General features: G+C 43.1%; 12 protein-coding genes. 5 read left to right on the top strand and 7 right to left on the bottom strand.

Translation table 11 applies throughout. The features are described from left to right. Positions 1–6 precede the first annotated feature (6 nt). The gene (locus YWE_RS0116205) at positions 7–537 is read right to left on the bottom strand and encodes a gluconokinase (RefSeq protein ID WP_029095490.1); all 531 of its coding nucleotides are present in this window, start codon (positions 535–537) and stop codon (positions 7–9) included. Positions 538–1,076: 539 nt separating this feature from the next. Between YWE_RS0116205 and YWE_RS0116200 the strand changes: the two genes are divergently transcribed. The 4 genes from YWE_RS0116200 (at position 1,077) to YWE_RS0116185 (ending at position 4,999) form a co-directional block, all read left to right on the top strand. Further along, entirely contained in the window at positions 1,077–2,156 is a 1,080-nt protein-coding gene (locus YWE_RS0116200; RefSeq protein WP_029095489.1) for a Gfo/Idh/MocA family protein, read from the top strand. A 6-nt stretch (positions 2,157–2,162) separates the two neighbouring features. Then, positions 2,163–3,044, top strand: a complete 882-nt coding sequence (locus YWE_RS0116195) for a sugar phosphate isomerase/epimerase family protein (protein ID WP_227659910.1) — start codon at positions 2,163–2,165, stop codon at positions 3,042–3,044. A gap of 35 nt (positions 3,045–3,079) precedes the next feature. Next, entirely contained in the window at positions 3,080–4,399 is a 1,320-nt protein-coding gene (locus YWE_RS27560; protein WP_036016332.1) for an MFS transporter, read from the top strand. Positions 4,400–4,483: 84 nt separating this feature from the next. Then, on the top strand, positions 4,484–4,999 hold the full coding sequence (locus tag YWE_RS0116185; protein WP_029095487.1) for a gluconokinase, GntK/IdnK-type: 516 nt from the start codon (positions 4,484–4,486) through the stop codon (positions 4,997–4,999). Between the two features lie 154 nt (positions 5,000–5,153). On the opposite strand, the gene rhtC is transcribed toward YWE_RS0116185, so the two are convergent. The 3 genes from rhtC to pldA form a co-directional block, all read right to left on the bottom strand. Further along, complete coding sequence (rhtC, locus tag YWE_RS0116180; protein ID WP_029095486.1) at positions 5,154–5,774, bottom strand: threonine export protein RhtC; 621 nt, start codon at positions 5,772–5,774, stop codon at positions 5,154–5,156. 185 nt (positions 5,775–5,959) lie between these two features. Next, positions 5,960–7,789 (bottom strand): ATP-dependent DNA helicase RecQ, encoded by a 1,830-nt coding sequence (recQ, locus tag YWE_RS0116175; RefSeq protein WP_029095485.1) that lies wholly within the window; start codon positions 7,787–7,789, stop codon positions 5,960–5,962. 137 nt (positions 7,790–7,926) lie between these two features. Then, positions 7,927–8,793, bottom strand: coding sequence for a phospholipase A (gene pldA, locus YWE_RS0116170; protein ID WP_099044321.1), 867 nt, complete (start codon positions 8,791–8,793; stop codon positions 7,927–7,929). A 281-nt stretch (positions 8,794–9,074) separates the two neighbouring features. Here pldA and rarD point away from each other — a divergent pair, with 281 nt between their 5' ends. Further along, the gene (gene rarD / locus YWE_RS0116165; RefSeq protein WP_029095483.1) at positions 9,075–9,962 is read left to right on the top strand and encodes an EamA family transporter RarD; all 888 of its coding nucleotides are present in this window, start codon (positions 9,075–9,077) and stop codon (positions 9,960–9,962) included. A gap of 4 nt (positions 9,963–9,966) precedes the next feature. On the opposite strand, the gene YWE_RS0116160 is transcribed toward rarD, so the two are convergent. The 3 genes from YWE_RS0116160 to uvrD all read right to left on the bottom strand — a co-directional run bounded on the left by YWE_RS0116160 (position 9,967) and on the right by uvrD (position 14,802). Then, positions 9,967–11,034 carry an AbrB family transcriptional regulator gene (locus YWE_RS0116160; protein ID WP_029095482.1) on the bottom strand — a complete coding sequence of 356 codons (1,068 nt, stop codon included), beginning with the start codon at positions 11,032–11,034 and terminating at the stop codon, positions 9,967–9,969. A gap of 143 nt (positions 11,035–11,177) precedes the next feature. Beyond that, the gene (corA, locus tag YWE_RS0116155) at positions 11,178–12,128 is read right to left on the bottom strand and encodes a magnesium/cobalt transporter CorA (protein WP_029095481.1); all 951 of its coding nucleotides are present in this window, start codon (positions 12,126–12,128) and stop codon (positions 11,178–11,180) included. A gap of 511 nt (positions 12,129–12,639) precedes the next feature. After that, positions 12,640–14,802: a DNA helicase II gene (gene uvrD, locus YWE_RS0116150; protein ID WP_029095480.1), complete on the bottom strand. Its 2,163-nt coding sequence runs from the start codon at positions 14,800–14,802 to the stop codon at positions 12,640–12,642. Positions 14,803–14,812 lie beyond the last annotated feature (10 nt).

Here is a 14,812-nt window from a genome sequence, read left to right as displayed (position 1 = left end):
AGACAATTACGCCTTGCGGGTTTCAATACCAACTTTATTCAAAGCGTTAAGCCCGCGCTGCACAACGTCATGAAAACTACCATCAATATCAACACAAATAATATCATTTTCATCGATACCCGGTTCTTCCAAAATATCAAATTGACTTCGTAGAAGTTCCACAGGCATATAATGACCAGCGCGAGCCTTTAAACGATCTAAAATAACGTCAAAACTACCTTTCATATAAAGAAAGACCATTTCTGGATTACCTTGACGCAAACAATCCCGATAGTGGCGCTTTAATGCAGAACAAACTATGAAGCCCAATTCATCTTTATGGCGCAAGCTATAAGCAGCATCATTTAATCTCTCAAGCCAAGGTTCCCTATCTTTATCATCTAGCGGGTGGCCAATAGCCATCTTTTGAATATTGACTTTTGGATGAAGGTCATCTCCATCAATAAACTTAGCATTTAACCTTTTTGCTAGTTCAGCGCCGATCCGGGACTTACCACTACCGGACACTCCCATGATTATTATGCTTTGCCCCGCCATATTATTGATCTCTAATTAAATAGTAAAAATTAGTAATTTCCGATTATTTCTTACTTTATCAAGGGTATTGCTGGAATGATACCGGTAACATATATTACTGTGACGCATGTCACACAATAATGAATGCAATGGTAATAATAAGCATTGTTAATTAAATTATACATTTCACTACAACATTTCACTGCACCATTAATTTTTAACCATTATTAAAAATAATCAGCCTAAAAATAAAGTGTACGGCCTAATGACACATTTAACCCAACAAAATAAAAATCAATAAAAACAATGAAATATTTATTTTTTCGAAAGAAAAATATGAATATCTATTTTATTAGCCACTAATACTAAGATATTTTTTGAACAATAAAGATGGCATAAATTGTGATTTTTATCACAACTTATAAAATAAGTAGTTTCTGGTATAGTCATTTTTAACTCGCCATGATTAAATTGTTACCGATAACAATTAAGTGTGACAAATTAAAAGAAATTTTCAAAATTTTTTAACCAAACTTGTTACCGGTAACTACGGAGGTTTTATGACATTAAGAACAGCCATTATTGGATGTGGAAAAGTTGGTCACTTTCACGCAAAAGCTTACGAGAAACTGGATGGCTCATCATTCTGTGCAGTATATGACCGAGACCTTGCTAGAGCAAAAGCCTTTGCCAGTGAATACAATATAAAAGCATATGATAACCTTTCAGAAATGATAAAAACGGAAAAAATCAACGTTGTTAGCATATGTACCCCACACCCTGTCCATGCAGAAGTAGCCATCGAGGCAGCTAATAACGGCTGCCATATTTTGGTAGAAAAACCATTAGCAAGTAACCTGAAAGATAGCGATGCCATACTAAATGCAGCGAATCAAAATAACGTAAAGGTTGGTACTGTATGCCAACGACGTTTCTATCGCCCTTGCTTAAGAATTAAGCAAGCTATTGACGATGGAAAATTAGGACGCCCGGTTCTGGGAGTTGTGACAATGCTGGGCTGGCGTGATAAAGCCTACTATGACAGCGATCCATGGCGCGGTACATGGGAAGGGGAAGGTGGCGGAGTTCTGGTTAATCAGGCCCCCCACCAGTTAGATCTGCTACTTTGGTATATGGGTGATATTGAAGAAGTATATGGCCTATGGCGTAACCTGAATCATCCTTATATTGAAGTCGAAGATACTGCCGTTGCTATTATCAAATTTAAAAATGGTGGGATTGGTAATATTCTGGTCAGTAACTCCCAAAATCCTGCACTACATGGAAAAGTCCATGTTTATGGTGAAAATGGCGCATCTGTAGGAGTCCAAACAGATGGTGGAGCAATGTTTATTGCTGGCGTCTCATCAATTACCGAACCACCATACAATGATTTGTGGACCATACCAGACGAAGAACCTCAATTAAACAATTGGCAACAAGAAGATCGTGAGTTCTTTAATAGCCAAGACTCTATGTATTACTACCATCAAATTCAAATTGATGATTTTTTAACCTCTATCGCCCAAAATAAAACCCCATTAATTGACGGCCTTTCAGGAAGAAAAACCGTCGAGCTTATTGAAGCAATCTATCGCAGTACAAAAACCGGGTTGCCCGTTAAATTTCCGTTGAAATGAGAGGACATGATGAAAATAGGTTTTAATCAAGCCACATCGATGAACTGTTCAACTCTGGAAAAAGATGTGCTGCTTTGCGAAAAAAATGGGTTTGATTTTATCGAATTTAGATTGGATAAACTCAAAGAATATCTTAAAGATCACAATCTTGAAGATTTAAAAAAGCTCTTGGCTGGTAAGAAAATTAAACCGCATGCGCTAAATGCTTTATATACATACGACAATTTATTTGCTGACGAAAATAGTGAAAAAGACAATGAGCTTGTAAAAGAATTCATCTGGGGATGTCATATTGCCAAGGAAATCCAAGCGGGATATTTCATCATTGTTCCTCCTCTACAGCGTGATCCAAATGGTGGACCTTATATTGGTTCCGTTGAAAAAACTCATGAAAACTGCGTTAGGATTCTCAATCACCTGTCAGAAATCGCTAATGACTATAACGTTAAACTGTGTTTTGAGTTAGTCGGTTTTAATCGAAGTTCTGTACGTACCGTTGAACAGGCTTGGAATATCGTTAACGAAGTCGATAAAGATAACGTAGGCCTCGTATTCGATTCATATAATCTTCATCTCTATCATGGATTAAATGATTTTAGAGAGATTAAAAATGTAGATGTTAAAAAAATATTCTGCACACATATTAATAATGGAGATTTCATTGATATAGATAAGGCATCTCAAGAAAACAGACGATTCTGCGATTTTGGAAGTGTCGATTTAAATAACTTTCTAAAAAACCTGAAAGAAACAGGATATCACGGAATAGTATCCGTAGAGATATTTAGACCAGAATATTGGCAAAAAGAACCTGAGTGGGTCATATCTCAAGCATATAAAACGACAAAAAAGGTAATGGAAAATAATGGTATTCATTTATCTAAATAAATTATTCCGCCGCCACTCTCTTCAAGGATAATAATATGAAAGCCACAAGATCTCGTTTTTTTGTTCTCTTCTTATTGTTTTTAGCTACGGCCATAAACTATATGGATAGAGCGAACCTATCAGTTGCAGGCACAAGTATACAAAAAGAATTTGACCTATCACCAGCAAATTTAGGTCTTCTATTTTCTATGTTTACTTGGACTTATGTACTGAGCCAAATTCCAGTAGGTTATATTTTAGACCGCATTGGAGTCCGGAAGTTATATGGTTGTGCAATCATCATCTGGAGTATTTTTACTTGCTTGATGGGATTAGCATCACATCACTTATTTACTACAGCAATTGCCTCTTTTGCCTTCCTTCTACTCTGTCGAGCATTGATCGGTATTGCTGAAGCTCCGTCATTCCCAGCAAATGCGAAAATTATCTCAACTTGGTTTCCAACACAAGAGCGCGCCAGCTCAACGGCTATCTATGCATGTGCGCAATATATTGGCTTAGCTCTTCTTACTCCCGTTCTGGCATTTATCGTAGCAAACTATGGCTGGGAAATGTCATTCTATGCCTCTGGGGGTGCAGGTATTGTTTTTGGAGTGTACTGGCTATATAAATACCGCGATCCTCTAGAGAATAAAAAAACTAATACCGCTGAACTCGAACATATTCGTCAAGGTGGCGGACTTGGACAAACATCAGCTCAACAAAAAGCAACTAATGAAAAGGTTGAATGGAAAGATGTTTCTTATGTATTAAAACAAAGAAATATTTGGGACCTGTTTATTGCGCAGTTTGCAATGAACTCTACACTCTACTTCTTTCTAACCTGGTTTATTGTTTATCTAGAAAAAGGTCTAAATCTCTCTATTTCCAAAGCCGGTATTGGTGCTGCATTCCCATATATGATGGCAATGCTAGGCCTATTGTGTAGTGGATTTGTCAGTGACGCGCTGATGAAAAAAGGCATTTCTCGGACTAAATCTCGTAAACTACCTGCGATTCTTGGCCTAGGACTAGCGGGGACTATGTGCTTCGTTAACTTCTTTGAAGACAAACCTGTTATTGCTATTGCTATTCTATCGTTTGCTTTTTTTGCCAATGCCTTCTCAAATATTGGCTGGGTTATTTTAAGTGATATCGTTCCAAGTAAAGTTATTGGTACCATTGGTGGCTTCTTTAACGTATCAGGTAACCTTGCCGGTATTGCCACGCCAATAATCATGGGAATAATACTGCAAACAACAAATAGCTTTGCTTATGCAATGTACTATATATCGTTTGTTTCAGTGCTAGGCGCGCTATCACACATCTTTATTATTAGAAAACTTGATACAATAAAACTGCCTAGTATGGACTAAATTGTACCAATAAATTTTCAATAACAGGGACGTTTTAAAAGTAAGAACGTGAATTTAGTCATTTAGTTTGGTACAAGGAATTTTATGAGTAATTTTGTTTATATATTAATGGGCGTATCTGGTTCAGGTAAAACAACCATTGCCAAAGAACTATTGAAAAAGCACGACATTCCTTATATTGACGGTGACTACCTACATCCAAAGTCAAATATTCTTAAGATGTCCAGTGGTCAACCATTAGATGATAAAGATAGGGAACCTTGGCTTGGCTTAATTAATAATGCAGTTTTTGCTATGCAGAAAACAAACCCATCCTCAATAATCATTTGTTCTTCGCTTAAAAAGAAATATCGCAACATGATAAGGGATTCGAATGACAACTTGATATTTCTATTTCTAGAGGCTGATTTTGAATGTATTTATAAAAGACTAAAAGCCCGTACAGGTCATTTTCAAAAGCCTCAAATGCTAATTTCTCAGTTTGAGGCATTAGAGATCCCTTCTGAGGATGAAAATGATGTGTACTTCATTGATGCTAACCAAAATATTGATGATATAGTTAATTCGATAAAAAACATTTGTCTAGAAAGAAGTAGTTAGGTTTAAATTTAATCAACAAGAAAATCTTTATTTTCAATATTAATGCATTAAAGCCACAAATATGTGGCTTTAATTTTACCTCGAATTTTCGGTCATAATAATTTTTGACTTATCCAGAGGTTAATAATCATACCAATACAAATAGATAGATTTATCAATACCAACGTAACATAACTAAATGCAATCCAAAACCTGTAAACAAAGCTCCGGCAATGCCATCAATCCAGTTAGCAAAACGCTGATACCCGGCACGCATTTTAGGTAAAGCAAAAACAAAGGCCACCAGCGTAAACCAAATGAGTGTCTCTATGGCAATTAATGCAAACAGGCCCCAGCGAGTACTGCTGGCAATATCATCACCAACATAAATAGAGAATACGCTGCCAAAATAAATCAGCACCTTAGGATTGGATAAATTGGTAAACAGCCCGCGTAAAAAGGTGTGGTTGTGATGAGAACCATTAACCTCAGCTACGGCTTCCACCGGCTTATTTCTTAAGGCAGAACGTATCAGGCTGATTCCAACCCAACACAAATAAGCACCGCCACACACCACAATCAAACTATGCAGCCAAGCCATTTGTTGGAGCAAGATATGCAGACCCAGTAAAGCTATTGCAGCCCAAACCATAACGCCGCTCATAATGCCTAAAGCGGCATATATTGCATCGCGCCGGGAACGGCTTACCGCCGTTTGCGAAACAAAAAAGAAGTCAGGTCCGGGCGTCGCCAGCGCAACAAACTGCACAACGGCAACGGTGAGAAATAGTGTCATGGGGCTCTCTTTAACAAATTGGAATCATTGAAACAGGGCGACAAAAGGCAAACCAAGCATATCCCTTCGCCTTAATGGGGATTAATTGTACGCCTTTGAAGAAAATAAGATAAGCGCTGTATTCGTTTTTACTAACAGCCCTTACACCGCAGCTATAGCTGCAATCTGAATGTAAATCACGATGCTTAATCAGGACTTACTAAATGGTCCCGAATTAAAACTAAGAAAGCCTGACCAAAACGCTCCAGCTTACGGTAGCCTACACCATTGACCGACAGAAGCTCACTCTCACGGGTTGGCTGCTGTTCCGCCATTTCCAATAGAGTGGCATCATTGAACACAACATAAGGCGGAATGTTCTCTTCATCAGCAATCGATTTGCGTAGCTTACGCAGTTTGGCAAACAGCTTACGATCGTAGTTGCCGCCAAAGCTTTTGGATGCTGCGCTGGTACGAGATTTCAAATTCTGCAAGCGAGGTACTGCCAGCTGTAACGATTTCTCACCGCGCAAGATCGGCCGAGCGGCTTCCGTCAGCTGTAATGCCGAAAACTGAGCAATATTTTGAGACAGTACGCCTAAATGAATTAATTGGCGTAATACGCTAATCCAATATTCATGGCTCTGCTCTTTGCCTATGCCATACACCGGCAGTTTATCGTGGCCAAATTCCCTGATCCGAAGGTTATTAGCCCCACGCAGAATCTCTGCAATATAGCCAATGCCAAAACGCTGACCAACCCGATAAACGCAAGACAATGCCTTCTGAGCTTCAACCAAACCATCATATTGTTTAGGCGGGTCAAGACAGATATCACAGTTACCACAGGGCTGTTGCTTACTCTCACCAAAGTAGTTAAGCAATACTAAACGGCGGCAGGTTTGAGCTTCGGCAAAGGCATTCATCGCATTGAGTTTATGTCGTTCTATATCCTGCAGCGGACCTGCTGGCTTCTCATCCAGACAACGGCGTAACCACACCATATCAGCCGGATCGTAAAACAACACCGCTTCAGCGGGCAACCCATCGCGCCCTGCTCGACCGGTTTCCTGATAATAACCTTCAATATTTCGAGGAATATCAAAGTGCACAACAAAGCGTACGTTGGGCTTATTGATCCCCATGCCGAAAGCAACCGTTGCCACCACGATCTGTAAATCATCACGCTGGAAAGCTTCTTGTACCTGTTCCCGGGTTTCGTTATCCAGACCGGCATGATATGCCGCTACGCTTAGGCCTTTAGCTTTTAACCGAGCGGCTGATTCTTCAACTTTTTTACGGCTATTGCAGTAGATAATGCCGCTTTTGCCACGCTGATCCTGCACATAGCGCTGAAGCTGGTCGGTAGGTTTAAACTTTTCTATCAGGGTATAGCGAATATTAGGCCGATCGAAGCTGCTGATATGAATCAGCGGATCATGGAGCTCCAGCAGGCGAATAATATCTTGGCGGGTGGTTTCATCAGCCGTGGCCGTTAAAGCAATAAAGGGAAGCTGTGGGAAATGCTTCCTTAATGAACCCAGAGCCCGGTATTCCGGACGAAAATCATGACCCCATTGTGAAATACAGTGGGCTTCATCAATGGCCAGGAGAGACGGATTCCAGCAGCTAAGCTGCTCAAGGAAGTTATCCATCATCAACCGCTCAGGCGCAACATACAATAATTTAATTTGCCCGCTACGACAGGCAGAAATAACCTCGTATTGCTGCTCACGGGTTTGACTGGAATTAAGGCAGCCAGCGGATACCCCATTGGCTTTAAGCTGGTCTACCTGATCTTTCATCAGGGATATCAGTGGAGAAACCACCAACGTAAGGCCGTCAAGCAACAGGGCCGGAAGTTGGTAGCATAAGGATTTACCGCCGCCAGTCGGCATCACAACCAGACAGTCGCGGCCTGAAACCGCTTCGCTGACTATCTCTTGTTGACCCGGACGAAACTGGTGGTAGCCAAAGGTGTCACGCAATACCTGTGCTGCCAAAGTTTCTGAATTTATCACTGCCGCCGTTGACACCCTTATCCCCTGCTACTTGTAATGGGCGCTATTTTAGGCGCATTAGACCTGTTTGTCGTCACTCAAAGAATGAAAAAAACCAGATAAGTCATAAAAACCGAGACATCTCGCAATATCTCGGCAATGTCGACCCTGTATCAGAACATATCGTTAAGCATAAAGCCAACGCCAACCCGAGTTTGCTTGGCATCATAGTCAATCATGGATTCACCATAGCCACTAAACAACTGGGTATAGAAGCGAACATTCTTGGCAATCGGATAGCTCCAGCCCAGCTCTGCACCACCGAAACCACTATTCCAGTTATAGTGACCATCGGCTGAAAATACTGACTCGCCCAAACGATAACCCACCTTGAGGCGGTAGTAGCCCATATATTTAGTAATATCAGGGTTATCATCATGTTCAGCACTTTCAGAGAAGCGGAACCACGGTTTCAGATCCAGCTGCCAGTCACCGCGCTGCGCCATTACTCGGGCATAACCGCGATTCCAACTGCGGGACGTCGGCTCAGCTTTACCGTTTGACTGGTGATTAATCCCGACTTCAACTTCGCGGAAGGTCCAGCCCAACACTTCACTGTCGGTTAACCAGGCCATAAACAGCTGAGGCTCATAGTTAGTCTCTCTAAAAGGAGAGGAGTTCTTATGGTTAAAAGCCTGCCACCATGAACGTTGGGTATAAGAAGCACCGAGTAAAGAGTCCTTACCGGCAATGTCACGCCAAATTGGGAAGCCTAAACTCAATTGGAATTTAGCCTCTACTTTTTGCGCGTTGTCAGCCCAATCATAAGACTCAATGGCCTTAGTATTTATTTTACTGGTGTAGGTGGTAAGAATGTAATTGGTTTCATATGGATACAGAGTGAAAGGATTATCATATTCTTTCAACATGTTACTGATAATACTCCCTCTGATTGGCATTGACGATCCTTCTGATGCCTCCGTTTCCCCCAAGCTCTGAGGTATCCAACCGATAAAAGAGAAAACCAACAAGCAACTCATCAGTGTTTGCTTTATATTCTGCATGTTTATTCCAATTAGGCTTAATTTATTATAGTAACGAACGTATGAAATTCAGCGTAGCCTGTCCGTTCTCCAAATATCGAGATCTATCCCATCCGTAATACTGCCAATAATGATCATCAAATCAACAGAGAAACCATCAAGTAACTGAGTCACTTCATCCTGTTTTAACACCCTGTCCGGCTAATTTTAGACATAAAGAACCGAAATGTAGAGTACACTGCTTAGTTCTATTATCAAATATCAGGGTAAACGTTTTCATGGAACCTCAGCAGACCCGCCAAGGCGTGTTTTTTGCGCTAGCAGCCTATTTTATCTGGGGGATCGCACCCGCGTATTTTAAACTGATTGGCTATGTTCCAGCTAATGAAATACTCACCCATCGGATTATTTGGTCATTCTTCTTTATGCTGATACTGCTAACGTTAAGTCGCCAATGGCCGTTAGTTCGTATCGCCTGTAGAAATAAAAAACATATCTTGCTGCTGGCTGTCAGTGCCATTCTGATCGGAAGTAACTGGTTAACGTTTATTTGGGCAGTCAATAACCACCACATGTTGGAAGCCAGCATGGGCTATTTTATTAATCCATTAGTTAACGTGTTGCTTGGCGTAGTGTTTCTTAAAGAGCGTTTTCGGCGGATGCAGTGGGCAGCTGTAATCTTGGCCTTTAGCGGCGTCGCTATTCAGATTTGGCAGTTTGGTTCCATTCCCTATATCAGTCTGACGTTAGCATTAACCTTTGGTCTTTATGCCCTGGTGCGTAAAAAGATCGGTGTAGACTCTCAAAGCGGCATGCTGATCGAAACGCTCTGGCTATTGCCGGTTGCGGCAATCTACCTGTTTTTTATCGCCGACACACCAACCAGCCATATGACCCAGAATTCGCTATCGCTGAATCTATTATTAATGGCAGCTGGCGTTGTGACGACGATTCCATTGATGTTCTTTACTGCCGCGGCAACTAAGCTTCGCCTGTCTACGTTAGGCTTTTTCCAGTATATCGGCCCGACATTGATGTTCTTAATGGCAATTACCTTCTATGGCGAAACCATTAGTGAAGATAAAATGTATACCTTTATCTTTGTCTGGGCCGCATTGGGCGTATTTATTTTAGATGCTTTGTACTATCAGCGCAGGCTGCGTTAAGGTATTAAGCTAAAGGTTTAGGTTTCCTCGGTGCGCGGCGTGAAATAAACCGCGCCATCGCGGGGCCGGTCATCAAAATACTAAACAACCGCAGGGTTTGCATTGCCATCACAAACGACATATCAACGCCGCTGCCTGCGGCAATAATCGCAACCGTATCTAAACCGCCGGGGCTGGTCGCCAGATAAGCCGTTAAAAAATCCATTCCCAGAATTTTCGTCAGCAGTAACGCCATCAATGCGCACAGCGACATCAGCGCTAAAATAGAAATCACGATTTGGGGTAGGGTTTTCAGCGCCAGCATAAATACGGCGCGGTTAAAACGTAATCCTACGCTCCAGCCGATAAAGGCATATGCCATCGCCAACAACCATTCGGGAAGCTGTATAACAAAAACATCACCGGCATGAAAAACCGCACCGACCAGCATGGGTAATAACATGGTGCCGGAAGGAATACGCAGGCGCCGCCCTAACCATCCGGCAATCACAGCCAGTGCGATAGTCGCAGCGAAATTCCAGTCTAATGATGGAAACCAAATCAGTTCTTGAACTACCGCCTGCGCCTCACTCCCCAGCGCCAGCCGGACAATCAGTGCAGCAGAACCAGCAACAAACAGCACTCGTAAGTACTGCATAAAGGCGACCAAACGGACATCAGCACCAAACTCTTCAGACATAGCAACCATGGCAGCCGCGCCACCCGGAGACGATCCCCAGGCACCGGTTGAACCCGGTAAGTCACTGAATCTGACCAACAACCAGCCGGATAACCCACTGGCGAATAGGGTTGAGAAAAGGACAAACAGGACTATTGGCCAGTTGGCAGCTAAAGAAACCAGAATAGATGACGAGAGATTTTGAGCGATCATGCAGCCAATAATGGCCTGAGAAGCAATAAAAAACCGGTTATTAATGCGGATGGTTGCGCCAGAAAGGCTCATGACTACGCCGATCACCATCGGCCCTAGCAGAAGTGCCGCCGGAAAGTGAAAATGCAACATCACCAGCGATAAGACCAGCGAACAGATCAGAAGAGTGACCCACTGAAAAGCAGGTGAGCGTTTTGCCACGGCGGAATATCCTAACGTAACCAACAGAAACGACAGTAATTAGGCCAACAAAGCAGGTCAAATTACCGCCGAACAATATCAGAGAGAGATGGTTATCTACTTTAATATCAATCCGGTGGTAATTCCTTGATTAATTCAGGGTATTAAAGCCAATTTCGGCTTTTAAAATAAAGGTAAGGCGCTAATGCTGCCGCTACCATTACGCCAATCGCCGCCGGATAGCCAAATGACCAATCCAGTTCAGGCATAAACTTAAAGTTCATACCATAGCTTGAGGCCACCAGCGTCGGAGGCAGAAAGACGACCGATACCACCGAGAATATTTTTATAATCCGGCTTTGTTCAATATTAATAAAGCCCATAGCAGCCTGCATCAGAAAGTTGACTTTCTGGAACAGGGATTCATTATGAGGCAGCAGGGATTCGATATCCCGTAGTACTTCCCGAGCCTGATCTAACTGATTTCCCGGCAGGCGGGCTTTACGTACTAAGAAGTTTAAAGCTCTCTGGCTATCCATCAGACACAGACGAACTTTCCATCCGGTATCTTCCAGTTCAGCCAAGGTAGAGAGTGCTTCATCATATCCATCACCCGGATGGCCTTCCATGATAATGCGGCTTAGAGACTCCAGATCGCTATAGATATTTTCTATCTCATCAGCCAGTTGTTCGATTTTTGTTTCAAACAAATCCAGTAATAGCTCATAAGCATTACCGTCAACCATTGCTCTGTTACGAGCCCGCATCCGATATAAACGGAAAGCCGGCAGGTCACGTTCACGCAGGGTAAATAGACGTCCATCGCGGATAGTAAATGCCACCGTGGCGTTACCGCCCCGATCTTCGGCATCTTCATAATAAAAGAATGAGTGAATGTGCAGGCCATCTTCATCTTCAAAGAAACGTGCCGATGCTTCGATATCATCCAGTTCAGGCCGGGTTGCTAGAGATTGCCCCAGTTCCTCTTGAACTCTTTCACGTTCTTCATCTTCCGGTTCAACCAGATCGACCCATACGGAAGAAGATAGCTTATCGCCCTCATCCAATTCTAAACGGAATAAGCGGCAATTATTTAGTTGAAATGCGCTTAGCATAGCGTCATCCCTCTTTCTTTTCAGTGGCGATTTGAACAACAAATTGAACAATCTGCCATTTTGGCGATAGCCAAAATCTCAGACCTAGGCTACATCTAGCTCACTAGCGACGGGAAAATAAACAGAGGTCGCTGACAACCACTAAGGATATCAGCAAAAAGGGATAGCCTTAGAAGTTGAACTTTATAAAAAGATCATTGAGCCAGTATCGACTGGGAATGTCCAAGGCTGTTGCCCTCATGGGAAAATAGTGGGCGCATGTTACGCCTACAGGAAAAAGCCTGTCAACTATTGAACAACATTTCTTGGTTATTTCAGCACCAGATTCAGTACGTATCATATACGGACAGGAATATATATCCATCAAATGATTAATATATCTATAATTTATGGTTTATATAACTAGTGAAGATGAATGCGATATTTAACATCCATTATTGTTGGTATTGATCCGAAATTTGTCTCTTTCCAAGCAGGCCATATCGATGACCTGCTTGGCATATTTATCAAGCTATAACACTTCTAATCTTGCGTATGATGCCACCAGCCACTTAATGCCTTCGCCCTGAAAAGCGATCTGCAAACGGGCATGTTCACCACTACCTTCAAGATTAATGATCGTGCCTTCGCCAAATTTAGGGTGTTGTACCCGTTGTCCAAGCTTATAACCGCTATCGTTGAAGCTGATAGGCGTGCCCATACGACTGTGGTTGACAGGACGAGTAACGCTGGCCCTCAGGCGAACTTCTTCAATACACTCTTCGGGTAATTCACCGATAAAACGCGACGGCCGGTGATAAACCTCTTTGCCGTACAAACGTCGGGTTTCAGCATAGGTCAGAGTCAATTTTTGCATCGCACGGGTAACGCCAACATAGGCAAGGCGGCGCTCCTCTTCCAGGCGGCCACCTTCATCCAGTGACATCTGGCTCGGGAACATCCCCTCTTCCATTCCGACGATAAAGACCTGTTGGAACTCGAGCCCCTTAGCTGAGTGCAGCGTCATTAACTGCACCGCGTCCTGATAAGCATCAGCCTGCCCTTCACCTGCCTCTAAAGCCGCATGAGATAAAAACGCCTGCAGCGGCGTCAAATCCATATCTTCATCCTGAAAGCTGAACTGACGAGTCGCGGTGACCAGCTCTTCTAAGTTTTCAACTCTGGCCTGACCCTTTTCCCCCTTCTCTTGCTCATACATCATACGCAGCCCTGAATCACGTATTACGCGATCGGTTTGAGTATGCAGGGGTAACTCACAGGTTTCACGCGCAAGGGCCTCAATCAGCTCAATAAAGCGCTGTATGGCACCAGCAGCCCGCCCTGCAAAGACTTTATCTTGCAGTAGCGCTACCGATGCTTGCCACAACGTAATTTGACGGTCGCGAGCCGCATGGCGAATCACATCCAGAGAGCGGTCGCCGATGCCTCGAGTTGGCGTATTAACCACCCGTTCAAACGCCGCATCATCATTAGAATTGGCGATTAAGCGCAGATAGGCCAGTGAGTCTTTAATTTCTTGTCGTTCAAAGAAGCGCATTCCGCCATAAATTCGATATGCCGTACCCGCTTGTAATAAAGCCTCTTCTAATACCCGCGATTGGGCATTACTACGATAGAGAATGGCACAATCTTTAAGAGCGCCGCCGCCGTCTTGATAAGCCTTAATTCGGTTAACTACAAAACGAGATTCATCTAATTCGTTAAACGCACAGTACAGAGAGATTGGCTCCCCCTGTTCACCATCAGTCCAGAGCTCTTTGCCTAAACGGCCATCGTTATTGGCAATTAATGTATTCGCCGCTTTAAGAATATTGCTGGTAGAACGATAGTTTTGCTCCAGGCGAACCGTTTCTGCTCCGGGAAAATCATCAAGAAAACGCTGAATATTCTCAACCTGAGCACCGCGCCAACCATAAATAGACTGGTCATCATCACCGACAATCATAACTTTGGAAGAGTTACCTGCCAACATGCGAATCCAGGCGTATTGAATACGGTTGGTATCCTGAAACTCATCCACCAGAATATTACTAAAGCGCTCACGGTAGTGATTTAGAATTTGCGGTTTATGTAACCAGAGTTCATGGGCGCGCAGCAATAATTCAGCAAAATCCACTAAGCCGGCGCGATCGCAGGCTTCCTGATAGGCCTGATAAATTCGCAGCCAGGTACCTTCCGTTGGATTACCATAAGTATCAATATGTTGAGGACGCAAACCGTCATCTTTTTTACCGTTGATATACCACATGGCCTGACGCGGGGCCCACTGTTTCTCATCCAGATTAAGCGCTTTAACCAGCCTCTTTAGCAGACGAAGCTGGTCTTCACTGTCAAGAATCTGGAAGTCTTGAGGTAAATTAGCATCAAGGTGGTGAGCACGTAATAAGCGATGGGCTAAACCGTGGAAAGTACCAATCCACATACCACCTTGGCTGGTACCAATTAAATGCTCAATACGATGACGCATTTCTGCCGCGGCTTTATTGGTAAAGGTGACCGCCATGATGGAATAAGGTGAGCAGTGCTCAACCGACATCAGCCAGGCAATACGGTGAACTAAGACTCGTGTTTTTCCACTACCGGCACCGGCCAGCACCAACATATTGGTACGAGGAGCCGCAACGGCTTCGCGTTGCTTATCGTTAAGGCTTTCGATCAGGTAGGAAACGTCCATTATTGCGCCA

Origin of the sequence: Budvicia aquatica DSM 5075 = ATCC 35567 (assembly GCF_000427805.1) — a bacterium.
GTDB classification, from domain to species: Bacteria; Pseudomonadota; Gammaproteobacteria; order Enterobacterales; family Enterobacteriaceae; genus Budvicia; species Budvicia aquatica.
The sequence above is the reverse complement of the archived record's forward strand: the minus strand, read 5'-3'. Positions and strand labels throughout refer to the sequence as shown.

Excerpts from the sequence above, each read along its gene's own strand:
- pldA (WP_099044321.1), bottom strand. The coding sequence starts at position 8,793 with ATGAGTTGCTTGTTGGTTTTCTCTTTTATCGGTTGGATACCTCAGAGC.
- rarD (WP_029095483.1), top strand. The coding sequence starts at position 9,075 with ATGGAACCTCAGCAGACCCGCCAAGGCGTGTTTTTTGCGCTAGCAGCC.
- YWE_RS27560 (WP_036016332.1), top strand. The coding sequence starts at position 3,080 with ATGAAAGCCACAAGATCTCGTTTTTTTGTTCTCTTCTTATTGTTTTTA.
- rhtC (WP_029095486.1), bottom strand. The coding sequence starts at position 5,774 with ATGACACTATTTCTCACCGTTGCCGTTGTGCAGTTTGTTGCGCTGGCG.
- uvrD (WP_029095480.1), bottom strand. The coding sequence starts at position 14,802 with ATGGACGTTTCCTACCTGATCGAAAGCCTTAACGATAAGCAACGCGAA.
- YWE_RS0116185 (WP_029095487.1), top strand. The coding sequence starts at position 4,484 with ATGAGTAATTTTGTTTATATATTAATGGGCGTATCTGGTTCAGGTAAA.
- YWE_RS0116195 (WP_227659910.1), top strand. The coding sequence starts at position 2,163 with ATGATGAAAATAGGTTTTAATCAAGCCACATCGATGAACTGTTCAACT.
- YWE_RS0116200 (WP_029095489.1), top strand. The coding sequence starts at position 1,077 with ATGACATTAAGAACAGCCATTATTGGATGTGGAAAAGTTGGTCACTTT.
- corA (WP_029095481.1), bottom strand. The coding sequence starts at position 12,128 with ATGCTAAGCGCATTTCAACTAAATAATTGCCGCTTATTCCGTTTAGAA.
- YWE_RS0116205 (WP_029095490.1), bottom strand. The coding sequence starts at position 537 with ATGGCGGGGCAAAGCATAATAATCATGGGAGTGTCCGGTAGTGGTAAG.